The sequence below is a fragment of the Vibrio sp. B4-6 genome (assembly GCF_963888245.1).
GTDB lineage: Bacteria > Pseudomonadota > Gammaproteobacteria > Enterobacterales > Vibrionaceae > Vibrio > Vibrio anguillarum.
In genome coordinates this window covers 20,132-46,897 of the sequence record NZ_CAWPIM010000010.1, presented here as the reverse complement: position 1 = coordinate 46,897, position 26,766 = coordinate 20,132, and the positions used below count along the sequence as shown (strand labels likewise).

Annotated in this window: 25 protein-coding genes; 12 read left to right on the top strand and 13 right to left on the bottom strand. The window is 45.3% G+C overall.

Features of this window, described 5'->3' with window-relative positions:
* Positions 1-115 precede the first annotated feature (115 nt).
* Complete coding sequence (locus AACV20_RS02940) at positions 116-949, top strand: carbon-nitrogen hydrolase family protein (RefSeq protein ID WP_094147747.1); 834 nt, start codon at positions 116-118, stop codon at positions 947-949.
* A complete protein-coding gene (gene tldD, locus AACV20_RS02935; RefSeq protein ID WP_013857867.1) occupies positions 946-2,391 on the top strand; it encodes a metalloprotease TldD in 1,446 nt (481 codons plus the stop codon). The genes AACV20_RS02940 and tldD overlap by 4 nt, the downstream gene beginning before the upstream one ends.
* 117 nt (positions 2,392-2,508) lie before the next feature.
* On the opposite strand, the gene arcA is transcribed toward tldD, so the two are convergent.
* On the bottom strand, positions 2,509-3,729 hold the full coding sequence (gene arcA, locus AACV20_RS02930) for an arginine deiminase (RefSeq protein ID WP_017047087.1): 1,221 nt from the start codon (positions 3,727-3,729) through the stop codon (positions 2,509-2,511).
* 686 nt (positions 3,730-4,415) lie between these two features.
* Between arcA and rraB the strand changes: the two genes are divergently transcribed.
* Together rraB and AACV20_RS02920 are read left to right on the top strand one after the other, a co-directional pair.
* Positions 4,416-4,841: a ribonuclease E inhibitor RraB gene (rraB, locus tag AACV20_RS02925; protein ID WP_017046663.1), complete on the top strand. Its 426-nt coding sequence runs from the start codon at positions 4,416-4,418 to the stop codon at positions 4,839-4,841.
* Between the two features lie 163 nt (positions 4,842-5,004).
* A complete protein-coding gene (locus AACV20_RS02920; protein ID WP_064624306.1) occupies positions 5,005-5,808 on the top strand; it encodes a glycosyl hydrolase 2 galactose-binding domain-containing protein in 804 nt (267 codons plus the stop codon).
* An 11-nt stretch (positions 5,809-5,819) separates the two neighbouring features.
* Here AACV20_RS02920 and AACV20_RS02915 read toward each other — a convergent pair whose 3' ends face one another.
* From AACV20_RS02915 to argR, 5 genes are all read right to left on the bottom strand, one after another.
* Positions 5,820-6,212, bottom strand: a complete 393-nt coding sequence (locus AACV20_RS02915; protein ID WP_170907934.1) for a DUF2061 domain-containing protein — start codon at positions 6,210-6,212, stop codon at positions 5,820-5,822.
* 170 nt (positions 6,213-6,382) lie between these two features.
* Positions 6,383-6,820, bottom strand: coding sequence for a universal stress protein (locus AACV20_RS02910; RefSeq protein ID WP_013857847.1), 438 nt, complete (start codon positions 6,818-6,820; stop codon positions 6,383-6,385).
* An 84-nt stretch (positions 6,821-6,904) separates the two neighbouring features.
* Positions 6,905-9,478, bottom strand: a complete 2,574-nt coding sequence (locus AACV20_RS02905; RefSeq protein ID WP_170907933.1) for a TRAP transporter permease — start codon at positions 9,476-9,478, stop codon at positions 6,905-6,907.
* 287 nt (positions 9,479-9,765) lie between these two features.
* The gene (locus AACV20_RS02900) at positions 9,766-10,734 is read right to left on the bottom strand and encodes a TAXI family TRAP transporter solute-binding subunit (RefSeq protein ID WP_026027829.1); all 969 of its coding nucleotides are present in this window, start codon (positions 10,732-10,734) and stop codon (positions 9,766-9,768) included.
* A gap of 463 nt (positions 10,735-11,197) precedes the next feature.
* Positions 11,198-11,671, bottom strand: a complete 474-nt coding sequence (gene argR / locus AACV20_RS02895) for a transcriptional regulator ArgR (protein ID WP_013857844.1) — start codon at positions 11,669-11,671, stop codon at positions 11,198-11,200.
* Positions 11,672-11,996: 325 nt separating this feature from the next.
* On the opposite strand from argR, the gene mdh reads away from it, so the two are divergent.
* Positions 11,997-12,932: a malate dehydrogenase gene (gene mdh / locus AACV20_RS02890; protein ID WP_017043806.1), complete on the top strand. Its 936-nt coding sequence runs from the start codon at positions 11,997-11,999 to the stop codon at positions 12,930-12,932.
* A gap of 293 nt (positions 12,933-13,225) precedes the next feature.
* Positions 13,226-14,632 (top strand): basic amino acid/polyamine antiporter, encoded by a 1,407-nt coding sequence (locus AACV20_RS02885; protein ID WP_017047085.1) that lies wholly within the window; start codon positions 13,226-13,228, stop codon positions 14,630-14,632.
* A gap of 97 nt (positions 14,633-14,729) precedes the next feature.
* On the opposite strand, the gene ispB is transcribed toward AACV20_RS02885, so the two are convergent.
* Positions 14,730-15,701: an octaprenyl diphosphate synthase gene (gene ispB / locus AACV20_RS02880; protein WP_094128145.1), complete on the bottom strand. Its 972-nt coding sequence runs from the start codon at positions 15,699-15,701 to the stop codon at positions 14,730-14,732.
* A gap of 272 nt (positions 15,702-15,973) precedes the next feature.
* On the opposite strand from ispB, the gene rplU reads away from it, so the two are divergent.
* The 6 genes from rplU (at position 15,974) to folA (ending at position 19,844) form a co-directional block, all read left to right on the top strand.
* Entirely contained in the window at positions 15,974-16,285 is a 312-nt protein-coding gene (gene rplU, locus AACV20_RS02875) for a 50S ribosomal protein L21 (protein ID WP_010320620.1), read from the top strand.
* 21 nt (positions 16,286-16,306) lie between these two features.
* Positions 16,307-16,570, top strand: a complete 264-nt coding sequence (gene rpmA, locus AACV20_RS02870) for a 50S ribosomal protein L27 (protein WP_170907932.1) — start codon at positions 16,307-16,309, stop codon at positions 16,568-16,570.
* Positions 16,571-16,791: 221 nt separating this feature from the next.
* On the top strand, positions 16,792-17,964 hold the full coding sequence (cgtA, locus tag AACV20_RS02865; protein WP_017050648.1) for an Obg family GTPase CgtA: 1,173 nt from the start codon (positions 16,792-16,794) through the stop codon (positions 17,962-17,964).
* A gap of 116 nt (positions 17,965-18,080) precedes the next feature.
* On the top strand, positions 18,081-18,842 hold the full coding sequence (locus AACV20_RS02860) for a threonine/serine exporter family protein (protein ID WP_170907931.1): 762 nt from the start codon (positions 18,081-18,083) through the stop codon (positions 18,840-18,842).
* Positions 18,830-19,318, top strand: coding sequence for a threonine/serine exporter family protein (locus AACV20_RS02855; protein ID WP_017050647.1), 489 nt, complete (start codon positions 18,830-18,832; stop codon positions 19,316-19,318). Before AACV20_RS02860 ends, AACV20_RS02855 begins: the two co-directional genes overlap by 13 nt.
* Before the next feature lie 43 nt (positions 19,319-19,361).
* Positions 19,362-19,844 (top strand): type 3 dihydrofolate reductase, encoded by a 483-nt coding sequence (folA, locus tag AACV20_RS02850; protein WP_017045398.1) that lies wholly within the window; start codon positions 19,362-19,364, stop codon positions 19,842-19,844.
* 46 nt (positions 19,845-19,890) lie between these two features.
* On the opposite strand, the gene apaH is transcribed toward folA, so the two are convergent.
* The 6 genes from apaH to lptD are packed head-to-tail and all read right to left on the bottom strand — an operon-like array spanning position 19,891 to position 26,682.
* Positions 19,891-20,706 (bottom strand): bis(5'-nucleosyl)-tetraphosphatase (symmetrical) ApaH, encoded by an 816-nt coding sequence (gene apaH, locus AACV20_RS02845; RefSeq protein ID WP_013857837.1) that lies wholly within the window; start codon positions 20,704-20,706, stop codon positions 19,891-19,893.
* 11 nt (positions 20,707-20,717) lie between these two features.
* Positions 20,718-21,098 (bottom strand): Co2+/Mg2+ efflux protein ApaG, encoded by a 381-nt coding sequence (apaG, locus tag AACV20_RS02840; protein WP_013857836.1) that lies wholly within the window; start codon positions 21,096-21,098, stop codon positions 20,718-20,720.
* 60 nt (positions 21,099-21,158) lie between these two features.
* Entirely contained in the window at positions 21,159-21,965 is an 807-nt protein-coding gene (gene rsmA, locus AACV20_RS02835) for a 16S rRNA (adenine(1518)-N(6)/adenine(1519)-N(6))-dimethyltransferase RsmA (RefSeq protein ID WP_013857835.1), read from the bottom strand.
* A gap of 13 nt (positions 21,966-21,978) precedes the next feature.
* On the bottom strand, positions 21,979-22,971 hold the full coding sequence (pdxA, locus tag AACV20_RS02830; protein ID WP_017050645.1) for a 4-hydroxythreonine-4-phosphate dehydrogenase PdxA: 993 nt from the start codon (positions 22,969-22,971) through the stop codon (positions 21,979-21,981).
* A complete protein-coding gene (gene surA / locus AACV20_RS02825; RefSeq protein WP_064624316.1) occupies positions 22,961-24,256 on the bottom strand; it encodes a peptidylprolyl isomerase SurA in 1,296 nt (431 codons plus the stop codon). The genes pdxA and surA overlap by 11 nt, the downstream gene beginning before the upstream one ends.
* A 56-nt stretch (positions 24,257-24,312) precedes the next feature.
* Positions 24,313-26,682, bottom strand: coding sequence for an LPS assembly protein LptD (gene lptD / locus AACV20_RS02820; RefSeq protein ID WP_170907930.1), 2,370 nt, complete (start codon positions 26,680-26,682; stop codon positions 24,313-24,315).
* Positions 26,683-26,766: the final 84 nt, after the last annotated feature.

Genomic DNA, 26,766 nt, shown 5'->3' with positions numbered 1-26,766 from the left:
TATGAGGTCAAAGGGCCAATTAATTCACCGGTTGTTAAAGAGCTTTCGCGTAGTCGAGGCGAGTTTAAATTGCCAGAAAAGTTGAGAAAATTGACTGAAAAATAGGGAAGTAGGCATGGATCGCGTTGGACTTATTCAAATGACGTCAAGCTCTGAACCTGCGCAGAATTTGGCCTATATCGAACAGCAAGTGTCACTACTTGTGGCGCAAGGTGCGAAGTGGATTGTCACGCCGGAAAATGCACTGGTGTTTGGCACGCGACAACAGTACCACCAACATGCCGAGCCATTGGGGCAAGGGCCCTTGCAGAGCCAATTGGCTGCTATGGCTCGCTTTCATCGGGTGTGGCTGTTGGTGGGCAGCATGCCTATCCGTCGTGAGGTTGGGGTAACGACTACCTCCTTGCTGTTTGATGCCAATGGCGATCTTGTCGCGCACTACGACAAATTACACATGTTTGATGTAGATGTTGCTGACGGCCACCAGCGCTATCGAGAATCGGAAACTTTTACCTGCGGCACAAAGCTGAGTGTTGCGTCGACGCCATTTGGTCAAATTGGCCTTTCCATCTGCTATGATGTGCGCTTTCCGCACCTCTATTCCCAATTAAGAATGCAGGGTGCCCAGATATTAGTGGTTCCTGCGGCCTTTACGGCGGTGACCGGAAAGGCACATTGGGAAGTCTTGTTAAGAGCCCGGGCGATAGAGAATCAGTGTTGGGTTGTTGCGGTTGGGCAAACTGGGCTTCATCCATGTGGGCGCGAGACATGGGGTCATTCGATGGTCATCAGCCCGTGGGGTGAGGTTATTGCAAGCTTAAACCAGCAAGTGGGGAATTTAGTCGCCGATATTGACTTGGCTTACGTTGAGCAAGTTCGACAAAAAATGCCCATTGCTGCACACACCCGATTCACCAATCAGTTTATAGATAATAAGAGCAAACTATGAGTATTAACCGCATTGAAGATGCACTATTAAAACCTGCAGGATTAACCGAGCAAGATATTGCGGATACACTAGCGACAATTGCCACTCGTCAAATTGATTATGCCGATATCTATTTTCAGTCGAGCTGGCATGAATCTTTAGTGCTCGAAGACAGCATTATTAAAGACGGCTCATTTAATATCGATTGCGGTGTTGGTGTGCGTGCCATCACAGGTGAAAAAACGGGTTTTGCTTATTCAGATCAAATCCAACTAGAAGGTTTGAAACAGAGTGCAATAGCCGCACGAGGCATTGCGCAGCAAGGCAAAAGTGGTTGTGTTCAAGCCTTTAAACGTAGCGATAATCAAGCCTATTATGCGGCGGATAACCCACTAGCCAGTTGGGAAAAAAAGCAAAAAACAGAATTACTGCAAGAGCTGGATGCTTACATTCGTACCAAAGAGCCGTTGATCCAAGAAGTCTCGGTGAGCTTAAGTGGTGTGCATGAACAGATGTTAGTTGCTGCAACCGATGGGACTTACGCAGGCGATATCCGCCCGTTGGTCCGTTTGTCGATCAGCGTGTTAGCACAAAAAGGTGATCGCCGCGAGCGAGGCAGCTCTGGTGGTGGTGGTCGTTTTGGTTATGACTTTTTCCTCACCGAACAAGATGGCCGTAAAGTTGCGTTTCAGTTTGCCGATGAAGCTATCCGACAAGCCTTAGTCAACCTTGAAGCTGTCGCAGCTCCCGCTGGCGCGATGCCTGTTGTGCTCGGTTCTGGTTGGCCGGGCGTCTTGCTTCACGAAGCGGTAGGGCATGGCTTAGAAGGTGATTTTAACCGCAAAGGATCTTCTGTTTTCTCCGGTAAAATTGGCCAGAAAGTAACCTCAACGCTTTGTACGATTGTTGACGATGGCACACTGAAAGATCTGCGTGGCTCGCTCAATGTCGACGATGAAGGTGTCAATGGTCAATACAACACCTTAATTGAAAATGGCGTGTTGAAAGGCTACATACAAGACAAACTCAACGCACGTTTGATGGGGGTGAATCCTACGGGTAATGGGCGTCGTGAATCGTACGCACATTTACCGATGCCGCGCATGACCAACACTTACATGTTGCCGGGTGAACATACGCCAGAAGAGATCATTTCAACAGTGAAGAAAGGCGTTTATGCGCCCAACTTTGGCGGTGGCCAAGTGGATATCACCTCGGGTAAATTTGTGTTCTCTGCCTCTGAAGCCTATATGATTGAAAACGGAAAAATTACTTATCCAATCAAAGGTGCAACCTTGATCGGTTCTGGCATTGAGGCAATGCAACAAGTCTCGATGGTGGGTAACGATTTGAGCCTTGATCGCGGCGTTGGAGTGTGCGGTAAAGCAGGACAAAGTGTGCCTGTTGGAGTAGGGCAACCTACGCTTAAGCTAGATTCACTCACTGTTGGTGGCACCGAATAACGTTGTTACTCGCTCAGAGCTGACGTGGTTTGTATCGCGCAGCGTAAGCAAATAAAAAGCGGCGTTTTGATGCGCCGCTTTTTTATCTCTTTTATTCACTGCGTTGAATTGAGAAGGTTAAATATCATCTCGCTCGATCGGGCAGCTCATGCAGCGCGCGCCGCCTCGGCCTCGGCCGAGTTCATTGCCGGGGATGGTTAATACTTTGATGCCCGCCTTATCGTATTTCTCGTTAGTGTAGACATTGCGCTCGTAGCCAATCACAACTCCGGGTTTAACCGTTAGCACGTTGTTGGCGTCATTCCATTGCTCGCGCTCAGCCTCATAGCTATCACCACCAGTGGTGATGATTTTGAGTTTGTCCAAACCTAACGCGCGTTCAATCGCATTAACATAACTTGGCATTGAATCGACGTTCATCCCGCCATCGCCTTTTGGCGTTAAACGCCATGTTTCTAAATCATGACGCATAATTTCGGGGTAAACAGAAAAGGTGTCGACATCCATATGTGTCATCACCGTATCTAAATGCATACAAGAGCGGTGTTTAGGCAGGTTAACGGCAATCACCTCTTTGGCCTGCCCATGTTTAAATAAACTCGCAGCAAAATTTTCTACCCCTTGCACCGTCGTGCGTTCGGAAATACCAATCAACACCGCACCTTTACCGATCACCAGTACGTCGCCCCCTTCAATATTGGCATTATCGTAGTGCAGATCTTCATCACCAAAATACTTGATAAAATTCTCTCCTGCAAATACAGGATGCCAACGATAAATGGCGCGTAAATGGTTGGTTTCACGTTGGCGTGCTGGTTTCATCATCGGATTAAGCGATACGCCGCCATACACCCAGCAAGAGGTATCGCGGGTAAAGAGATGATTAGGCAACGGTTCAATCACAAAATCTAACGGACGATGCATTTTAGGTAGCATCGAAGAGGAGTGGATGGGCAGTTCGGAATAAGCAAGACCACCGAGTAGCAGAGTGGCGAGGTGTTCGTTATCCATGTCAGCTAAATAGCAGCGCAGATCGCGCGCCAAAGTGGGACCATAGCGAAAATCAGAAATTTGCGTATCGAGCAACCACGCTTTGGCATCGGCAACGGCTAAGGTTTCGACTAAGAGATCATGCAACAACAGCACTTCAACATCTTGGTCCTTCAATGTGTTGGCAAAGGCATCATGCTCTTTTCCTGCATCTTCTACGGCAAGCACATCATCAAATAACAGTTCATGACAGTTCGACGGTGTGAGATGAGTTAAGGCACGCTCTGGCCGATTGAGTAATACTCGGCGCAGTTGCCCAACTTCAGATCCAACGTACAGCTTATTCATTTTGTATCCCTACTCTTATTTCTCATGTTCTTTATGACAAGCTTAAGCGAACGATGCAAGTCTACTTGGTGGTGATATTAGCTGTTATTTTGTGAACTTATAGTTGTGTATGCTTTAAAGTATGTGCTTATTAAAAAATAACTCCAAAACCAGCCAAATAAGCCTAATAACGACAAAGTGCTTTGTTATGCGTTTTTGGCTCAGAGGAGGGTGAATTAAGCATGAAGAATAAGTGATTTTCTATGCGGTTATTTACATAAAAAGTGCATAATGTGGGCATGTTTAGCCAAAACGACCTTTTTCGCTATGCATGAATGTTTGATAAACAGGCAGTTTAATGCGGTGAAAGAGCAAATCATCAGGCAGATAATCTACTGAATTAGCAAAATGAAAATAAATTGTTAAATTAAAGTGTTTTTTCTTTGGTCTGTACTTGATTGAGCAGTGATCCTTTAGAAAGATAAAGATCGCGGTACGTTGTTGGTGGCAATTTTAGGCGAACCATGCCATATTTCGTCGAAATTCATTTATACCCTTCCGACGTGAAGTTGCAGCGGTTCTGGTTACGTTTGCTCACCCCAGTCACATAGTTTATCTATGTTCATGGGGATGAACTCACTTGCCGCCTATCTGCAACGCCAAGTTGATGGAGTATAGTCTACATTTAGCCAAATCTGGAGCACCTTATGTCTCAACCTCAGCAAGATGACTACGTATCCGTTGAAGAGTTAATCGAAATTCAAAAAGAAGATACTCGCGACATCATTCAAGCCCTGCTCGAAGATGGCAGTGATCCAGATGCGTTATATGAGATAGAGCACCACCTATTTGCTGAAGATTTTGACACGCTAGAAAAAGCGGTTGTTGAAGCCTTTAAAATGGGCTTTGAAGTGCTTGAAGCAGAAGAAACAGAAGATGAAGACGGCAATAAACTATTGTGCTGTGACGCGACTATGCAATCGGTACTGAAGGCCGAAGCGATCGATGAACAGGCAGAGAAGCTTATTCAACTTGCTGAAAAATATGACATTATTTACGACGGCTGGGGCACTTACTACGAAGGCGAAGATGCTCTATACGACGATGAAGAAGATGAAGACGACCAAGAGTGATTAGGCGTTATTTACCTTAATGTGAGATACCAGCCCTTTGGCTGGTATTTTTTTAGCTATGCAAAGCTAACGGGGCACTTTAGTGACGAATCATTATTTTTGTCAGCACATCTTTATTTATTTTGTATATAATCGCTCAACATTGATCTAGCTCAAGTTTATTATGCGAATTTCTCTTGCTGGCTTTTGGCAGCTTTCACCGTTGACTGATTTATCGATCCCGCAAGATGATCTTTGTTTTCCTGCGCCTCTTAGCCAAGTATTACCTCACGATATGACAGAAGCACACATTGCCGAGCAAGAGTGGCATTTGATGCATGATGTTGAGGTGGATGAAGTGATGCTTGGTTTTGCTGCAATTGATCTTGTGCTTGAGGGGATCGATTTTTATGCGGAAATACGTTTAAACGGTGTGGCACTATTTGATTGTGATGGCAGTCAAGCGGTGTATAAAAAAGACATTCGGCCTTTGCTGCAACTCGGCCGCAATCGATTCGAAATTTTGTTTGTTGAGCAAGAAGAAGAGTGGTTGCTGGAGGATCAAGATTTACCGCAATTATGCCCATTGGGACACCACTCGGTGAAGAAATACGATGAGCGAATGGGTATTTGGCAAGAGCCTTATCTGCAATGCATTCGTCATGTTCGTTTAGAGCATGTTACCACTGAGCAAATCTGGCACTATGGTGGTGGCTGTGAGTTTTTGGTTCACTTACATTATCAAACTTACGCACCAGGATTAGTTTCCGCGGTGGTGAAATTTAATGGTATGAGCTATCAGTTACCTATTGATGTGCGTCATCAGCACGCCAGTGCTTTATTTCAAGTGGAAGCGCCGAAGTACGCAGATCTTACACAGCTTAACCCGAATGATTTGTATACCTTATCGGTGCAACTTGATGGCCAGCAGCAATCCTTCCATATCGCGTTAAGCGAAGATCTCTGTGTTACCCATTTTCCTATCTGATCAACGTACAGTTAATGAGAGCATTTCATTGGTGACCATTCTTGCGGATGCCTCTTTTGCCAGAACTTCTCGTAGAAGTAGTAAGCACACGTATTAATGCTCGGTTCGATCATGGCTAAAACACCACCAATGACAAAACTTCCGGTCATGATATATGCCACGCAAAATGCAACACTGAAGTGCACTACAGCAAAGCTACCTGTTTTAATTTTGGCCGATTGTGAGTAGCGGCGCAGTGGGGTGTAGTGCGCCCATACTTTTTCGTGAAAGTAAAAAGCAACGGTATTGACCATCGGCTCAAGCATGGCAATCAGACTACCAAGAATAATGTCGCCCGTAAGTAGATAAACGACGGTAAACGCAATACTGAAATGGATCGCGGCAAAGCTAAGCGTTTTTTTCATAATGTTCACCTAAACGGTTATCGGGTTGATGTAAACATTATTGATAATTATTCTCAACAAGTAAAGGTAATTGAGCCTATTAGTTTGATAGCCAATTCCTAACTGAGGCGCTTGTCGTTGGCATAAAAAAAAGCGCCTCATGCGCTTTTTTTTATGACGATGCAGGGTTTCTATCCTTGCGGTTTGACAACCAGTACATTGATTGGCGAGTTTTGCACTACTTTACTGGCCACCGATCCCAGCATCACTTTATCGATCTTCGATCGTTTATGGCTTGGCATGATAATCAAATCAGCTCCGAGCTTTTCTGCGTAATCTAAAATGGTGGTGTAGGCTTTACCTTCCGCTACATGCAGTTTGTAGATTATTTCGTCAGCGATATGTTGATCAGCAAACTGTTTTAGCTGTTGCTTGACGTCTTCTTTCATTTTCGCCGCGGCATCTTTCGGGAAGTATGTGGCGACCATCGACATGTGGATACCAGGTAATACATTTAAAAGATGAATTTCAGCATTGGAATGTGTCGCGTGCCAAACAGCAAGTTCAACGGCTTTGTCAGAAAAGCCTTTTTCATTAAGGTCCACTGGAACAAGGATGTGTTTATACATTATGGATTATCTCATCTACGATAGGGTGCTTTAGAGCACCTTGTTTCCGTAAAGTATATGCCTAGCTCGTGCTAGGCATATTGATTAAGCGCGTATTTCTTGTGTTCTCATACGGCGTTTTTGATTCCAAGCTAGCGTCAGCACTAATAATAATGCAGGTAAGAAAACCCACTCTTTCATTGGCCGTTGGCTTTCCAACACAACAGAGCGGATTTCCCAATCAAAATCTATGCCTGCAGCTTCAGCTGGACTGCCAAACTCAATCATATCCACCAGCATACGATTACTGGTTTCTTTCAGGGCTAGCCCCATTGATTGAATACGCTGTTCTGCCGTTGACGCTTGATCATCAAAAGGGAGTAGTACTGTTTTTGATAAGTAATCACCTTCAATGGTTTCACCAGCGACGATAAGCTCTATCGATTGACCCACATCGAGGTTTTCTACAATTTGCGCTATCTCTGTGCCTGGGTGCAGTTCGGTCGCAGGATAAATCATGTCCCACCAAAAACCGGGTCGGAAGAACGAGAACGTCAGCACCAACAACAAGACGGTTTCCCACCACTTATTGCGAGTTAGCCACCAACCTTGAGTCGCAGCAGAAAACAGCAGCATTGCGGTAATTGCCGAGAAAATGGTTAACGCTAAGTGCCACCATGTATCAATTCCCATTAGCAGTAGTTGAGTGTTGAATACGAACATAAAGGGCAAAATGGCGGTACGAATATCGTAAGCAAACCCTTGAATACCTGTACGAATAGGGTCTGATTTAGCGATAGCGGCTGCGGCAAATGCCGCCAAGCCAACTGGTGGGGTGTCATCTGCCAAAATGCCGAAATAGAACACAAATAAGTGTACGGCAATCAATGGGATGATAAGACCATGAGCGGCTCCCAGTGTCACAATGACGGGAGCCATTAAGGTTGATACGACGATGTAGTTGGCGGTAGTCGGTAAGCCCATACCAAGAATGAGGCTGATCACAGCGGTAAAAATCAGCATCAGTATGACGCTGCCACCGGAGATAAACTCAACAAAATCGGTCATCACTAAGCCAATGCCAGTCAAGGTGACGACACCAACGACGGTTCCTGCGGCTGCGGTTGCCACACCAATGCCAATCATATTCCGCGCGCCCGAAACCAAGCTTTCGGCAAGATCAACAAACCCAGCCTTCACTTGCGTGTTCAAATCGTTGCTCTTATTGAGTAACGACATGATTGGCCGCTGAGTGATCAAAATGAAGACCATAAATATCGTGGCCCAAAAGGCGGATAATCCAGGCGAGAAGCGCTCGACCGTCAAACACCATACTAGCACCACAATAGGTAGCAGGTAATGAAGCCCTGATTTTACCGTCGGCCCAGGGTCGGGTACTTCTTGGATATCCATATCCATTGCACTTTCTGAGGCGTAGCGAGACGAAATTTTAATCAGAGCGACATAAGTCAGTAAAAGCGCGACCGTAACAATTGGAGTAGCGGCGTCACCAAACACCTCTTTGGTCCAACCAATGCCGTAGTAAACAACAGCGCTGAGAACGCAAAGCCCTAAAATAGTACCCGTAAATGAAAGTAAGCTTTGCACCCATGTCGGTGTATGACGGCGAGGTAGGCCTTTCATTCCTGCTTTGCAGGCTTCCAAATGGACAATATAAATTAAGGCAATATAAGAGATAAGCGCTGGCAGTAGCGCCGCACGGATCACTTCAACATAGGAAATACCGACATATTCCACCATTAAAAATGCGGCAGCACCCATGATAGGCGGGGTTAATTGGCCATTGGTGGAAGCGGCTACTTCAACAGCGCCCGCCTTTGTTCCGGGAAAGCCGACACGTTTCATCAAGGGAATGGTAAAAGTACCGGTGGTAACTACGTTTGCAATCGATGAGCCAGACACTAGCCCCGATAAGCCTGAGGCTACAACCGCTGCTTTCGCGGGACCGCCTCGCATGTGGCCCAGCAGTGAAAAGGCTACTTTGATAAAATAGGAACCTGCGCCAGCTCGTTCAAGCATTGCGCCAAATAGAACAAACAAGAACACAAAAGAGGTGGAAACCCCAAGAGCCACCCCAAAAACCCCTTCAGTGGTCAGCCATAAATGAGACATCGCTTTGTTTAGGCTCGCTCCTTTATGAGCGATCACATCCGGCATGTAGGGGCCACCAAAGGTGTAGAGCAAAAAGAGTGCTGCGACCAACATTAGCGGTGGTCCTAACGCTCGACGTGTTGCTTCAAGTAATAGCACCATTCCTGTGACGGAGACCGCTATATCAATCAAGGTTGGCGCACCAGAGCGACCAGCCAACTCATTGTAAAATAAATAGATGTAAGCAGCAGAGAAACTGCCCGCCAATGCCAAAATCCAATCAATCAATGGAATGCGATCGCGTGGTGAGTTCTTTAACGCAGGGTAGGCAGTAAAGGCGAGAAAGACAGCGAATGTGAGGTGAATGGCTCGTGCTTGCGTATCGTTTAAGATGGCAAAGTTAAAAATAAAGGGCAGCGGTGAAGCATACCAAAGTTGGAATAGTGACCAACATAGTGGGACAAACCACAAAATGCGCCCCGGCAAGCCGTGAGGGTTTCTTGCGCCGGTATCAGATTGCGCTACCATTTCCTGCACATCGGTTGACGGAGTAAGTGTCTTCGTCATGTACGTTATCCTTATTATTGGCTGCCTACGTCTCGGTTGGTCACAGGGTCAATTCACTGCTAATGAGAAGTGGGCTATTGCGGAACAGAACAAAAGGTGGGTTGTTAAATCATTTAAAACCCAAATGTGCCCAGAGAGTCGTTGTAAACGTAAGAGGACAGGCCATCATCGCTGACCATAACGCCAAGGGATAAAGGGCATATCGCTCGTGACTGAAAGGGCAATCAAAGGAGACGTTCAGCCTCCTTTGATTCGGTATCGCTATTGTTGGTTTTCGCGATGCGAAATTATTTTAGCAGACCGATTTCTTTGTAGTATTTTTCTGCGCCAGGGTGAAGAGGAATGGAGATCCCCGCTTTCACCATGTCTTCTTTTTTCAAGTTAGCAAAGGCAGGGTGAAGACGTTTAAAGGTATCAAAATCTTCAAATACCGCTTTGACCAAATTGTATGCGACTTCATCAGACACATCAGTGCTTGATACCAAGGTCGCAGCCACACCAAAACTGGTTACATCTTTATCTGTTCCACGGTACATGCCAGCAGGAATCGTGCTGTAAGCGTAGTAAGGGTTATTGGCAACAATTTTTTCAATTTCAGGGCCAGTAGCAGAGACGAGTTTTGCATCGCATGAGGTCGTTGCTTCTTTGATTGAACCATTTGGATGGCCAACCATATAAATAAAGGCATCTATTTTATTGTCGCACAATGCTTGAGAGCGCTCAGAGCCTTTGAGCTCAGAAGCCAATTTGAAGCTGTCATTGGTCCAACCAAATGCATCCATCACCACTGCCATGGTGGCCCTGTCACCAGAACCTGGGTTACCAATGTTGACACGTTTACCTTTCAAGTCAGCCACGTTTTCAATGCCAGAATCCGCGCGGGCAATGATATTAAAAGGTTCGGTATGAAGGGAAAAAACTGCGCGCAGTTTTTTATTCGGGCCTTGCTCGGCAAATTCACTGGTACCGTTATAACCATGGTACTGCCAGTCAGATTGAACAATACCGAAATCGAGTTCACCTGCACGAATCGTGTTCACGTTGTAGATCGATCCGCCCGTTGATTCTACTGAGCAGCGAATGTTGTGATCTTTACGCCCTTTATTAACCAGCTTACAAATAGCACCACCTGTCGGGTAGTAAACACCAGTGACGGATCCTGTACCAATCGTAATGAACTCTTGTGCGCTTAACGTACCTGTACCCATGACCGCTGCTGCAATAATTCCAACTTTAATCAATTTATTCAATGCCATGAATTTTCCTTCCTTATTCATTATTAACCCCATAGATAATTGTTGTTACACCCTTCCCACCTGAAGTTGCTGTGGTGTTGGCTACGTTCGTTCACCCCAATCACAGAATTATCCATGCTTATGACGACTGACTCACTTGCCGCCTACCCGCAACTTCAAGTTGTTTGGGTATCGGGGGAGTTTCCTCATCTAGAAACGGCATCTTTTTCAATCCGTATGTTGAAAAAGTGGCTAAATAATACCAAAAAATCGACACATAATTACAGGAATGTTAAAAAATGTAGCGAAATTGGCTATCAATAAGCGTCATTGTCAGAGCCAAAATATGGCAATAGCTTGCCTATCAAGGAGTTATTCCTCTTTCTGCTGTGACAACTTATTGCTGAAGATGTGAAGAGAATCACGCCGACTTGACTCAGTGTGATTCTACTAGAGAGTGAGATGAAATGCGTTTAGTGACAAATTACCCTGCGTAATCAAACAGATCACAGACTGAATCAAACAGCTGCTTTGTCGTTACGTTCAGTGTCGGTGTGATAAAAATGGTATCGTCACCGGCCACCACACCCAAGATGCCTTCTGATTTGCCCAGAGAATCAAGTAACCGAGCAATAAGCTGCGCCGCCCCTGGTCCGGTATGAATCACTACCAGCGCGGCATTGTGATCTATATCTAGCACTAATTCGCGCAGTGAACTTGATACGGTTGGTACACCGAGTTCAGCAGGAAGGCAGTAGACCATCTCCATTTTTGCGTTGCGAGTGCGTACCGCGCCAAATTTAGTCAGCATGCGAGATACTTTGGATTGGTTGATATTATCAAACCCTTCATTACGCAGGGCATCGACAATGTCACCTTGAGATCCAAAACGTTCTTCTTTTAATAGATTTTTAAAAGCACGAACCAGATTATCTTGCTTATCATTATTGTTGCGCATAGTTATCGTCTTCGATTAGCCATTTATTGCTGCATATTCTCGCATAGCTATGCAGTCATCGCCAAATTATCGTCCAAAAGTGTCTAAAAGGTCACTGTAAACTTTTATGTAAAACTTTGGTCGAATGGCAACTTAACTCTTTGTCGGTAAAGATAAACAAGGTCATAATTGCCATCGGTGCTGTAGCACGATTTTAGCGAATTGCGCGAGGTCGCAAAGCTAGCGTTAATTGATTGTAATCATATTGTGATTGCTATAGTTTTCTAGCTTAAAAATACCCTACACAAAAACATTTATAAGAGATTTATTCTCAAGGAGAACTACGATGAAAGTAGCTGTTATTGGTGCCGCTGGTGGCATCGGTCAAGCCCTAGCACTTCTACTTAAAAACCATCTTCCTGCTGGTTCCGATCTGGCGCTGTATGACATCGCACCGGTGACTCCGGGCGTTGCTGCCGATCTAAGCCACATTCCTACTCCCGTATCGATCAAAGGCTATGCTGGCGAAGATCCAACACCTGCGCTTGAAGGTGCGGATGTAGTCCTTGTTTCTGCTGGTGTCGCTCGTAAGCCGGGTATGGATCGCGCAGATCTGTTTAATGTTAACGCTGGCATTGTGAAAGCATTGGCTGAAAAGATTGCGGTTGTCTGTCCGAAAGCCTGTGTGGGCATTATCACCAACCCTGTCAATACAACAGTACCTATTGCAGCGGAAGTCTTGAAAAAAGCAGGCGTTTACGACAAGCGTAAGCTATTTGGTGTGACAACGTTGGATGTGATCCGCTCAGAAACGTTTGTCGCGGCGCTAAAAGATAAAAACCCTAGTGAGATTATTGTGCCTGTGATTGGCGGCCACTCAGGCGTCACTATCCTTCCTTTGCTTTCGCAAATTGAAGGGGTTGAGTTCACGGCTGAAGAAGTGGAAGCACTAACTAAGCGCATTCAAAACGCAGGCACCGAAGTGGTGGAAGCGAAGGCGGGTGGCGGCAGTGCAACACTGTCAATGGGTCAAGCGGCTTGCCGTTTTGGCTTATCATTAGTCAAAGCACTACAAGGTGAACCAGGTGTTGTGGAATGTGCCTACGTTGACGGTGGTAGTGAGCATGCCTCATTCTTTGCACAACCGATTAAACTCGGTAAGGAGGGTGTCGAAGAAGTGTTGAGCTATGGTGCATTGAGTGCCTATGAACAAGCCGCGTTAGATGGAATGCTGACAACACTGAAAGGTGATATTCAGCTAGGTGTTGATTTCGCCAAATAAAGAATAACCTTATCTTATACAAAAATGCCGCTTGCTCATCCAAGCGGCATTTTTTATGGTTTTTACCAATATTTTTGTATGATGATGCTTTGAACTGTGTAATATGCGGTTTTTTTTACTGAGCAGTGCATTATTTTCGTCGTGAACTTACAAACTTTTTGATCCCTAGCAATGAATTTGACTATTGACTCACTATCTCAGTGACCGCGATCACATAGGGATTGATGTCTGGTAAATATGTTCTCTAAAATAGCGCCTTCCTCTAATGTGTAAACACTCACTGGATAGTTCCCATGGATAATAAGCTTGGTTTGGGCTCACTGACAGCACTGGTCATTGGTTCAATGATTGGCGCTGGTGTTTTTAGCCTGCCACAAAACATGGCCTCAGTCGCCAGCCCTTTGGCGGTAATGATCGGTTGGGGGATCACCGGCGTTGGTATGATCTTTCTCGCGCTCTCTTTTCAACAACTTGCCATTCATAAACCTCATATTAATAGTGGCGTATTTGGTTTTGCTCGAGAAGGATTTGGTGACTTTGCGGGTTTTTGTTCCGCATGGGGTTACTGGTTTAGCGCCATGGTGGCTAATGTCTCTTATCTGGTAATTGTTTTTAGTACCTTAGGTATGCTGTTTGATACACCAGATAACGTGATGTTTGGGGCGGGTAATACGTGGCTTTCCATTGGGAGTGCATCGCTATTACTTTGGTTGGTGCATGCGTTGGTCAAAAAAGGAGTACAAACGGCCGCATTCATTAATCTAATTACCACCTTTGCTAAAATGATCCCTCTAGTGTTGTTCATCATTTGTGCCGCTTTTGCTTTTTCTTGGGACAAATTCACATTGGATTTTACAGGCTTACACTTCGGTGTTGGCCATGATCTGCTGGATCAAATAAAAAGCACCATGTTGATCACGGTATGGGTGTTCATCGGAATAGAGGGAGCGGTTGTTGTGTCAAGCCGCGCTCGCCACCGTGCTGATATCGGTAAAGCGACTATTCTCGGTTTGCTTACGGCGTTGACCATTTATGTATTGGTCACCTTATTGTCGATGGGCGTGATTAAACCGGTTGAATTGGCGCAATATCAGAACCCTTCAATGGCCAAAGTGCTGACGACTATTCTTGGTCCTTGGGGTGAGTACATTATCGGTGTTGGATTAATTATTTCGGTGTGCGGTGCTTTTCTTAGCTGGACGGTCCTGGCCTCCGAAGCGCCATTTTTATGTGCTAGAGATAAGATGTTTCCTGCCATCTACGCCCAGCAAAACGAAGCGGGGAGCCCAGTAAAAGCGTTAACTCTAACCAATATTTGCATTCAGGTCTCACTGATTCTGGTGATGTACGCAGGCAGTACCTACGATACGCTGCTGATCTTCGCTTCAGAAATGATCCTTGTTCCCTATTTTTTGATCGGCGCCTTTACGTTAAAGATCGCGATTGAACAGAAGAATAAAGGCAAACTTCTGGTGATAGGTTCTTGTGCCACCATTTATGGGATTTGGCTTTTGTATGCCTCTGGCTTGCACTATTTGATGCTCTCCGCGCTACTCTACTTACCTGGGCTCTATTTCTACATGAAAGCCAAACGAGAGCAGGGCATTCATCCTTTTCAAGGCAAAGAAAAGTTAGGAGCTTGTGCTTTAACGATCGTGGCTGTTTTTGCATTTGGCATGATTTGGCAAGGCGGGTTTTAAATAACGCTTAGAATCAAAAAGAGCCTCAATTGAGGCTCTTTTTGTAGCGGTGCATTTCTAGGCAAAGGTCGATTCTTCGTCCAAGCTAGCTGCTGTTCTACTTTGTCCTATTCACAGCCATATGAGCTAGAGCTATCAGTGCTTGTTTATATTCACTTTCTGGCAGGATAGACAGCTCATTGATCGCTTTATCGGCTTCTTTTAGCGCTTTGTTGGTTGTGTATTCAAGCGAGCCTGTCTGTTTCATTGCCGCTAGAATCTCATCAAGCTGTTCCATGCCATTGGCTTTTTCGATGGCCTCACGGATCATCTCTTTTTGTTCGGGTGTACCATGCTGCATTGCGTACAATAGAGGAAGTGTTGGTTTGCCTTCCGCTAAATCATCGCCCACATTTTTGCCCATTTCACTGCCATCAGAGGTGTAATCCATCACGTCATCAATGAGTTGGAAAGCTGTGCCAAGGTACTTACCATAGTTCTGTAGTGCCGTTTCAATTTCAGGAGAAGCGTTACTTAATATCGCACCAATCTGGGTCGCTGCTTCAAACAAACGCGCCGTTTTCGAGTAGATCACCTGTAGGTAATTTTCCTCGGTAGTGTTTGGATCATTACAGTTCATCAATTGTTGCACTTCGCCTTCAGCGATAACGTTCACCGCATCGCTCATCAGCTCAAGGATCCTTAACGATCCTAGTGTAGTCATCATTTGGAAGGAACGCGTGTAGATGAAATCCCCCACTAACACGCTCGCTGCATTGCCAAATGCCGCGTTCGCTGTTGCCTTGCCACGGCGCATATCCGACTCATCGACAACGTCGTCATGCAGCAAGGTTGCCGTGTGGAGGAATTCAATAAATGCAGCGGCAGTCGTGTGCGCTTCACCTTGATAACCAAGGGCTCGAGCCGACAAAATAGCCAGCAAAGGACGCAGGCGTTTCCCACCTCCGCTGACGATGTAGAATCCTAATTGATTGATTAAAGATACATCAGAGTTGAGCTGAGCTTGAATCGTTTCATTCACTTTTGCCATGTCATCGGCAGTAAGCGTTTGGATAGCTTTAAAATCCATGGTTAATCCGGCTGAAGTTAGAACCTATAAGGTGTTGTGTTCTTCTATAATTCTCGAATAATACACTAAAAAACGTTGATTAATACAAGGCTTAAAGGCATGATTGCGCCACTTTTCATTGGCGATTAGCTTTTCGCCAATTTTTTCAAAATATGGCTTGTCTTGGGGTACTCATTCGCGTAGAATCTGCGCCCTATTGATGATTAGTTTAGCGCACACCCAAATTGCTCAAATAAAAAGCATACGGCTGTGCGGAAAGAGCGGAGTAAAATATGTACGCTGTTTTCCAATCTGGTGGTAAACAACACCGTGTAAGCGAAGGTCAAACTCTTCGTTTAGAGAAATTAGACGTTGAAACTGGTGCAACTGTTGAATTTGATAAAGTTCTACTAGTTGCTAACGGTGAGCAAATCACTGTTGGGGCACCTCTTGTTGAAGGCGGTAAAATTACTGCTGAAGTAGTACAACACGGTCGTGGCGATAAAGTTAAAATCGTTAAGTTCCGTCGTCGTAAACACTCTCGTAAACAACAAGGCCACCGTCAGTGGTTCACTGAAGTGAAAATCACTGGCATCAACGCTTAAGTAATTTAGGAGAGTTTAACAATGGCACACAAAAAAGCTGGCGGTTCTACTCGTAACGGCCGCGATTCAGAAAGCAAACGTCTTGGTGTTAAGCGTTTCGGTGGTGAATCTGTTCTTGCAGGTAACATCATCGTTCGTCAACGTGGTACTAAGTTCCACGCAGGCACTAACGTTGGTATCGGTAAAGACCATACTCTTTTCGCTCTTACTGAAGGTAAAGTGAAATTTGAAGTTAAAGGTCCTAAAAACCGTAAATTTGTTAGCATCGACATCGACGCTGAATAAATTTATACCTAACTGAACTCAAAAGCCCTGCCGTTACGGTGGGGTTTTTTATTTATCAGCCGAACAGAAAAGAAGACACTCTAATCACTAGAGTTTCTCCTTATGTGTTCCAATTGTGGATAAAACGAAGGATGATCACGGTCGATCCTGAATGTGTATCTGCTAGAATTTATATCATTGTGTGACAATGATATCGCAACGCAAAGAGCGTGGAGTAACAAATGAAATTCGTTGATGAAGCGATAATTAAAGTCGAAGCGGGTGATGGCGGTAACGGTGTCGTGAGCTTTTGGCGTGAAAAATTCGTGACGAAAGGCGGCCCTGATGGCGGCGATGGCGGCGATGGCGGCGACGTTTATATCCAAGCCGATGAAAACTTAAATACCTTGGTTGATTACCGATTCCAACGCTTTTACGCTGCTGAGCGCGGCCAAAATGGTGGCGGTGCTAACTGTACAGGTAAGCGCGGTAAAGACATTACTTTGAAGGTGCCTGTTGGGACTCGAGCGGTTGACATTCACACCAATGAAGTTGTAGGTGAAGTTGCAGAGCATGGCAAAAAAGTGATGGTCGCTAAAGGTGGCTGGCATGGTTTAGGTAATGCTCGCTTTAAGTCATCCGTTAACCGTGCACCACGCCAAAAAACCATGGGTAAAAAAGGTGAGGTGCGCGAATTACGCCTTGAGCTTTTACTGTTAGCTGACGTGGGTATGCTTGGCTTGCCGAATGCGGGTAAATCAACCTTTATTCGTTCTGTTTCAGCAGCGAAGCCAAAAGTCGCTGATTACCCCTTCACTACGCTGATCCCAAGTTTGGGTGTCGTGAGTGTGGTTCCTGAGAAAAGTTTCGTGATCGCTGATATTCCGGGCTTGATTGAAGGCGCGGCCGATGGTGCTGGTTTAGGTATTCGCTTCTTAAAGCACTTAGAACGTTGCCGAGTGTTGCTGCATATGATCGACATCCTTCCTGTTGATCAAAGTGATCCTGCGCAAAATGCGCTGACCATCTTTGATGAGCTAGAGCAATACAGTGAAAAAGTGTCACAAAAACCTTGTTGGTTGGTGTTCAACAAAGTTGATCTGATGCTTGAAGAAGAAGCCGATGAAAAGATCCAAGAGATCTTAGATGCGCTAGCTTGGGAAGGGCGATACTTCAAAATTTCGGCAGTAAACCAACAAGGTACGGCGGATTTGTGCCGTGAGTTGGCTGACTATATGGAAACGTTACCTCGTGAGCAGGAAGAGCTCAGTGAAGCTCAGAAAGTCGATTTCATGTGGGATGATTACCATAAAGATGAGATGAACAGCCAAAATGTGATCACTGAAGATGGTGATGACTGGGATGATTGGGACGACGAAGAAGATGACGGTCACGTTATCTATGTTCGTGATTAATGTTCCTGAATGGATTGAGCCGCAATAATTATTGCGGCTTTTTTATAGCTAAATCATATTTAAAGCACCCAATTTCGGGCACACTATTGGGCTTTTAGGACGTTCGGAAAGGAATCATGACATCCAACCAGAGGCTTGTTTCTCGATTGATCGCCCAGGCTGGGCAAATGTTGTTGGCTCATGGTGCGGAAAGTACACTGGTGGGCGATATTATGCGTCGCATGGGAGCGGCGTGTGGCATGAGTGAAGTGGAAGTATCGCTCTCGGCGAGTTCACTTGTGCTAACCACGGTTTATGATGGCCATTGCATTACGACTGCGCGCCGTTGTCCTGATCGTGGGATCAATATGCGGGTAGTGACGCAAGTCCAGCGCATCTGCATCATGATGGAAAAAGGGATTTTAGATTATTCCCTTGCGCAGAAAAAACTCAATCAGATCAGCCCTGAACGCTACAACCGTTGGTTGGTTGTGGTGATGATTGGTCTTTCTTGTGCTGCATTTGCTCGTTTAGCTGGCGGAGATTGGACGGTGTTTACGATGACGTTCATTGCTTCTGCGGCGGGTATGATTGTGCGCCAAGAGATTGGGCATCGCCAATTTAATCCGCTCGTCAACTTTACGGTGACCTCATTTGTCACTTCGATCATTTCAGCGCAAGCTATCATCTACCAGCTAGGCAATAAACCAACCATTGTGATGGCTTCTTCTGTACTGATGTTAGTCCCCGGTTTTCCTTTAATTAATGCGGTCGCGGATATGCTTAAAGGTTATATCAATATGGGTATTGCCCGTTTTGTGATGGCAAGTTTGCTTACGTTGGCAACGAGTTTGGGCATCGTTGCGGCGATGAGCGTGACGGGTGTATGGGGATGGTAGCGATGGATTGGATGAATTTATTACTCGGTTTAGCCAATGACATGTTTTTTGCTGCAATCCCAGCCGTTGGTTTTGCTTTGGTGTTTAATGTTCCTGTACCAGCCCTAAAATATTGTGCGTTAGGTGGTGCGATTGGTCATGGCTCACGTTACTTAATGATGCAATTTGGAATTCCCATTGAGTGGGCGACTTTTTTTGCTGCAACTATCGTTGGAATGATTGGCGTGCGTTGGTCGCGTAAATTTTTAGCTCACCCTAAAGTGTTTACGGTAGCGGCTTTGATCCCAATGGTTCCCGGGGTTTTTGCCTTTAAAGCGATGATTGCAATGGTTGAAATTAACCATCTTGGTTTTACGCCAGAGCTGCTGGCGATACTGATGGATAATTTTTTAAAAGCGATGTTTATTATCGCGGGCTTAGCGGTTGGCCTTGCGGTGCCGGGTTTGTTATTCTATCGGCGCAAACCCATAGTGTAAGGGCATGGGCTATCTTTCGTGATGACACTTTAGGATCTTATTTATGATCATCAGCATGATTGCCGCGATGGCAGACAATCGGATTATTGGTAAAGACAATCAAATGCCATGGCATTTACCGGCAGATTTTGCATGGTTTAAACGCTGTACGTTGGGCAAACCAGTGATCATGGGGCGAAAAACTTATGAGTCTATTGGTCGCCCGTTACCTGGTCGCCATAATATCGTGATCAGTCGTGATGCTTCATTGGCAATTGAAGGGGTGAGTATTGTCTCTTCGATTGAAGAAGCCATTGAGGTTGCGGGTCATGTGGATGAAGTGATGATCATTGGTGGCGGCTCTATCTATCAAGCCTGTATGCCACAGGCCAATAAACTATACCTCACCTTTATTGACTTAAATATTGAGGGAGATACACAATTTCCCGAGTGGGGGAGTGAGTGGCAAGAAGTTCATCGTGAAATGTATCAAGCGGATGACAAAAATGCTCACAACATGCAGTTTGTGGTTTTTGATAAGCAATAGAGGATTTCGGATCGATATTAAGCAACGATCCGGATCTTTTTATTCGTTAGCCTTTATGGGTTAACGCTGGTTGAGTGAAGTAGTGTTTATCTTCCCAGCGTAGCATGGTCAAACATCCTCCCCACACACAGCCAGTATCAAGCCCTATCACTTCGTCGCTGCGGTAACCTTCTAATGCAGCCCAGTGGCCAAAGAGGACTGTTTTATCGAGTTTAAGGCGTTTGGGTAGGGCAAACCACGGTAACAATTCTTCATCTTTTATTTCTTGAGGGGGAAGTTTGCACGCCATATCAAGACGCCCATCAGCAAAGCAAAAACGCATCCGAGTATAGGCATTGATGGTATAGCGATAGCGGTCAATCCCTTCTAGCTTCGAGCTCCACATATCAGGTGTGTTGCTGTACATCTGCTCGATAAGCCAACGCCAACGATCACTTTGCAAAATACTTTCGACTTCTTTTGCTGCTTGACGTGCAGTTTCAAGATCCCACAGAGGAGAAATCCCCGCATGGCACATAACAAAGTCAGCATGTTCAGCGAGGAGCGGTTGATGGCGCAACCAAGTGAGCAGCTCTGTTGCATCGTTCGCTTGTAATATGGGTAAGGTTTTATCACGAGGTTTACATGGGTGGATGCCCAGCGAGACGGCCAGTAGGTGAAGATCGTGATTGCCTAGAACGATACGCGCCGAACTACCCAATTGTTTGATAAAACGTAGCGTTTCTAGAGATTTAGGGCCTCTTGCTACTAAGTCGCCAGCTACCCACAGTGTGTCTTGTTGTGGTTGGAATTGCACTTGAGCCAATAAACACTGTAGTTCGTCAAAACAGCCTTGAATGTCGCCGACAATATAGTTCGCCACGGCTACCTCTTTTAATTTAAAACATTAGGAATAGCGAGACGAAACGGTTCAATTTCAACAATAAATTCAGCGTCCGCTTCATCTAACATAATGTAATGACCTTGCATCACACCGACTGGCGTTTCCAACGCCGTACCACTGTTATAGCGGTACTCATCATTGGGCAAGATAATCGGTTGTTCCCCGACCACGCCATCACCTTCCACAGACATCTGTTTGCCATTCGCATCGGTAATTAACCAACGGCGGCTCATCAGCTGTACCTGCTGGTTGCTGAGATTACGGATGGTGATCACATAGGCAAAGATATAGCGGTGTAAATCGGGATTGGACTGCTCGGGGAGATACTGGGTATGGACTTGGATTTTGATACAAGGTTCAGAGATATCCATGTTAACTCCTTGTTTTTATAGATGAGCGATAGACATTGGCCGTTTATCGCTCAATCGTTATTAGGCGTGATGAGCGTCTAACCAGTTTGCCATAGCAACAAACTGTTCAAGTGTTAGGTTTTCCGGGCGCATGCCAGGGTTGACCCCAAGTTCTTCTAGCGTTTCCACCTCAATCAAACCTTTGTAGCAGTTGCGTACGGTTTTACGACGTTGGTTAAAACCATCTCGGCAGACACGCTCTAACCACTTCATGTTTGTCGTTGGATGCGGCAGTACTTCATAAGGCACCAAGCGCACCACGGCTGAATCAACTTTCGGTGGCGGTACAAAGGCCGTTGGCGGAACTTCCAACACAGGAACCACTTTGCAGAAATACTGCGTCATAACCGTTAAGCGCCCGTAAGCTTTACTGCCGGGACCGGCAGCTAAACGGTTGACCACTTCTTTTTGCAGCATGAAGTGCATATCTTGAATATCTTTATGAAATTCAAATAAGTGGAACATTAATGGCGTTGAAATGTTGTATGGCAAGTTGCCGAAAATGCGCAGTTTATTATTCGGTTTCACCAACTGCGTGAAGTCAAAGCGCATCGCATCGCCTTCGTGAATCGTCAATTTACTCGATAATTCTGGGTGGTTTCGCAGGCGCTCAGCTAAGTCACGGTCTAGCTCAATAACAGTGAATTTATCCACTTCGCGGCCGACTGGCTCAGTTATCGCTCCAAGACCGGGGCCGATCTCAACCAAATTTTGTCCCGGACGAGGGTTAATCGCAGAGACGATGCCATCAATAATGTATGGATCGTTTAGGAAGTTTTGACCAAAACGTTTACGCGCTTTGTGCCCTAAGTGGACATCATTTCTCATAGTTTTCTCGAAATTAATTAGGTTTCTTTTCTACCAAGTCAATCGCGTAGGCGAGTGCTGTTCTAAAGCTCCCTGTATCCGCAAGCCCTTTCCCTGCCAATTCGAGTGCGGTGCCATGATCGACCGATGTTCTTATAAAGGGTAGACCAAGAGTAATATTTACTGAACGACCAAAGCCTTTGTACTTTAATACGGGCAGGACTTGGTCGTGATACATGCCTAAAACAGCATCGGCATCTTGCAAGTATTTGTCATTGAAGATGGTGTCGGCTGGTAGTGGGCCAATCAAATTAATGCCATCTTGCTGACGAATTTTTTCTAGTGTTGGAGTGATGGTTTCTATCTCTTCACGGCCCAGACAGCCATCTTCTCCTGCGTGTGGGTTTAAACCACACACATAAATTTTGGGTTGAGCAATAGCAAATTTTTCCACCAAATCTTTATGCAAAATAGTGATGATTTTTTCTAACCGCTCGACCGTTACTGCCTTTGATACATAAGCCAGTGGAATATGTGTTGTCACTAGCGCGACTCTCAACCCTTCTGTTGCGAGCATCATAACCACCAGTGGAGTATTAGACTTTTCTGCAAAGAATTCAGTGTGGCCGCTAAATGCAACGCCAGCTCGGTTGATCACCCCCTTGTGCACAGGGCCGGTGACAATAGCATCAAATTCATCATTCATACAGCCTAAAGCGGCTCTTTCTAATGTATTTAATACATAATGTCCATTGGCTTCATTCAGTTTCCCCGTTATCACCGGTGCGCCGAGGGGAATATGATCCACTACTAACCGTCCCGCTTGCTGTGGTTTTGGTGCAGAGGTGACTGAGTAGTCTTCCAATATAACGTCAATATTGAGCTCTTTAGCGCGCTCTGCAAGCAAGCTTTTGTCCGCGCATACCACCAGTTGATGTGCCCAATCTTCTTTTGATAAGGCCAGCACCAAATCTGGGCCAATACCCGCGGGCTCGCCAGCGGTAACCACGATGCGTTTAATTGTCATCTTGGTTGTCCTGTATAATTTCGACAAAGGCACTGGCACGCATTTCTTGTAGCCATGCGCTGGCTTCTTCATTGAATTTTCGATTAAAAAGAATGCGATAAGCTTTGTTTTTCAGTGCAGAGTCGGTGCGGTCGACTTCACGGCGATCAAGCACTTCGACAATATGCCAACCATGAACGGTTTTAAAGGGTTCGCTGATTTGTCCAACCGATAATGTTTCGATTTGATGTTGAAACTCCGGCACGTACAGATCCGGTGTTTGATAACCCAATTCGCCATTTTGCGCCGCAGAGCCGGGATCTTGGCTGTATTGCTGCGCCAATTCACCAAAGGTCGCTTCACCTGCCTTAATGCGACGAATGAAGTCATGTAGCTCTTTTTGTACGCCGTCATCGCTTAAAATGACCGTGGGTTTGATTAAAATATGGCGTGCATTAACTTCCGTGACCGCGACGGTTTCTAATCCTTTGACGTCATCAATTTTAAGAATGTGGAAACCGACGCCACTGCGAAATGGCCCAATAATAGAGCCTTTGTTTTGCATTTTGATTTGGTCGGCAAAAATTGTCGGCATTTCTTCTTTGCGCATCCAGCCCCAATCACCACCTTGCAGCGCTTTCGGACCTTTTGAATAGGTATAAGCCATGGTGCTGAAATCCGCTCCTTGGTTGAGTTTTTCGACTAAGGTTTTGGCTTGCTGTTCTACTGCGGCCTTATCTTGAGTGTCGTCAACACGCAGTTGGATGTGGCTGATTTTATATTGCACCGTTGCATTGGTTTCTTGCGCAAGAATATTGGCTAAGTTGTCCACTTCGTCCGGTAATATATTGATCCGGCGACGAACTAAAGCATTGCGCGCTTCACTTGCTGCAATTTCTTTACGTACTTGTTCGCGAAATTCGGCATAAGTCAGCCCTTCAGCAGTAACAGAAGCGTTAAGCTGTTCCAGGGTTTGATTATTGTTTTTCGCGATGTCGGCGATCGCGTCACTGAGTCGGTTATCGTCAATGCGAACGCCAATGCGTTGTGCTTCTTGTTGCTGAATGGTATCAATAATCAATTTTTCAACCACTTGCTCACGTAGCACTGTGTCTTCGGGTAGCGTTTGACCATTTTTCTTTGCATTAATGGTCAAGGTTTTTAATGCACCATCAATGTCACTCTGTAAAATAACGCCACTATTGACGATGACGGCGACGCGATCGAGCTCAACAGGAGCAGCGTATGCGGTGTTTAGGCTTAATGTTGCCATCAATCCAATCAGTGTGTGTTTCCACAATTTCATTTGTAGTCCTATCAAAATGAGCAAGGGCCTTTACGCTTAAGCAAAGGCCGAATAAATTAGTTGTTTAGGAAAAATGGACGACCATAACTTAATGAATTTCCAGCGCTGTCTACGCCCGTCATTCCGGAACCTGCACCAATCGTGGTGCCAAAACCGACAATACCAAAGTTCAAACTAAAGTTATTTTCGTAGAGTGGCGTAGCATTAGGGTCAGTAACAAAATCACCATCCCATTTCCGCAGTTGATTACTATAAGTAAAACCAATATACCAACAATCTGAGGTGTAGCTTAGGTTAGCCAGCCACTCCAGGCTCTTTTCCGTGGTTAAATCGTAGAAGTACTGTCCGCTAGCATTCCACTTTTTGGAGATCTGATACCCAGCCAGTAAACCGGCTTGTGAAATGCCATCTTTGGTAATGGCATTGATATTGGTAATTGTATCGCCAACGGTATTATCAATATACTCTTTGGTGACGTAACGATAGTTAGTTTGAATGTATCCAGAACCCACTCTGTACTCTAGAGTACTATTGGCGAGCTGCATCGTACTGCTGTCAATGTCGTACTGAACCCCGCCATGATAGAAGAGTAAATCATCATAGTTGAAGTCCATTTCGACGGCCCAAGCCGAATAGTTGGAAGTGTTGGCTGAATTATCTCCCTCATTAGGGGAGGAATTCTTGAGATCTTTTTTGAGGTAAAAAATCTGGCCAAAAGAGATATTTAAACGTTCTTTATACTGATCGTCGAAAAACCGTGAAGAGGCACCGTAGCTGATCTGATTTGCTGGGGCAATATAATCGACACCACTGTATTTACGGCTGCGGAATAAACCATAATAATCGGTTTGCAGTAGCGTTGTATCGTACAGCCCGATATTGCGCTGATCTTCTCTCGGTACGTACAGGTACTGAATCTGCGGCTCAAGTGTCTGCGTATAATCATCAAACAGAACCGTATCTCTTTCCAGTACTAATCCCGCATGAGTTCTAAATTCCGGAATGATGCGTGAAACGCTCTCTTTTAGGTCTTTATAATTATCCGAATTGAGGTCAACACCGCTGAGATCTTGTTGGTAATAAGTACCAAGCACTCGCGCTTCGGTTGTCCAAGTGCCCCAGGTGTTACTGAGAGGAATAGTAAAGCCCGGTTCAATGTGCGCTCGGGTGGCTGCAGGTTTTCCTCTTGCATCGGTTTCAAAACGCGACAGATGGCTCACCATATCAAAGTTCAAATACGGTAATAATTCGGGCGCATAGTAATTAAACGCAATCTGTGGCATCAAGCGATAGGGTTGGTTGGTGCTAGTTTTGTCTTCTGTAAGCAGCTGAAAGTCGCGAACCAGTATCGATGAATCCCAATTGTGGGTCCGGTAGGTGGCTTTACCTTCTTGGATAAGCTGACCATCTTCTCGGTTACCGATACCTGAGTCTAAATCACTAAAGTAGCTAATGTCACTGACTTGAGAGTAGTCAATTTCAAACTTCCAAGCTTGGTTGAAAATACCACTGTGTTGGTATTGGAAGCCCCAGCGGCTGCCCTTTTCCGGATGTTTTTGATCATCAGGTAAATATTCAGATTTAATGTTACCTGTACCAAAATCATTCAGATAACGGAATTCACTGTTTAATTGCGTACCGCGTTCTTGCATATATTTAAAGGTCGTTTCTAGGTCATAGTTTGGCGCTAAGTTCCAATAAATAGGGATTTGGGCTTCAAAACCATCGCTAGAACCGTAAGAAACGGTAGGGTATAAAAATCCCGTTTTACGTGTGTCGCCAATCGGCACCGTAAGAAATGGCAGATAAAAAATCGGAATATTTTGAATCTCGAAGCGCGGATTATAAAAAGTGGCTTGCTCTTCATTTTGGTCAATATCAATGCTGGATGCTTTCAATCGCCATGCATTATTACCTTCAGGGCAAGAGGTAATCGAACCATCTTCTATCTCATAAATAGCCTTACCCGTTTTGGAAATATACACAGCTTCACCACGGCCGGGTTCACACAAAAATTGATATTTTGTGTTCTCTAATGTCATTAAATCCGTATTAAGATTGTTGGTGGCTTTGTCAGAAATGGTCCTTACTTCACCGTCACTGAAGTTGACATTACCTTGCGCAACCACAATATTATCTTTCTGATGCAGGGTAACGGTATCCGCTAGAATGCGTTTTTTACCTTGAACAACGACCACATTGCCTGAGTAGTTTGCGCGTTCACCGTTCACGGCTTCTAGCGTATCAGCCTCGACATTAATCGGTTGCTGACTTGAGTTTTCTGCTTCAGGTTCGTTGATCAAACATTGATCTATAGCGGGCATTTCCTGCACACTATTGTCTAACATAGCTTCTGCTTGAGTCTGTGGCACAAAAAGAGCTGCGCTAATTGAAGCGGCTAACAAGGTGCGGGAAAAACATGACATCGAGTTGTACTATCCTGTTTGAACTTGATTGATTCGGAAGATGGATGGCCGAATGTAAAATAAAACGTTTCTTATCATAAAGGA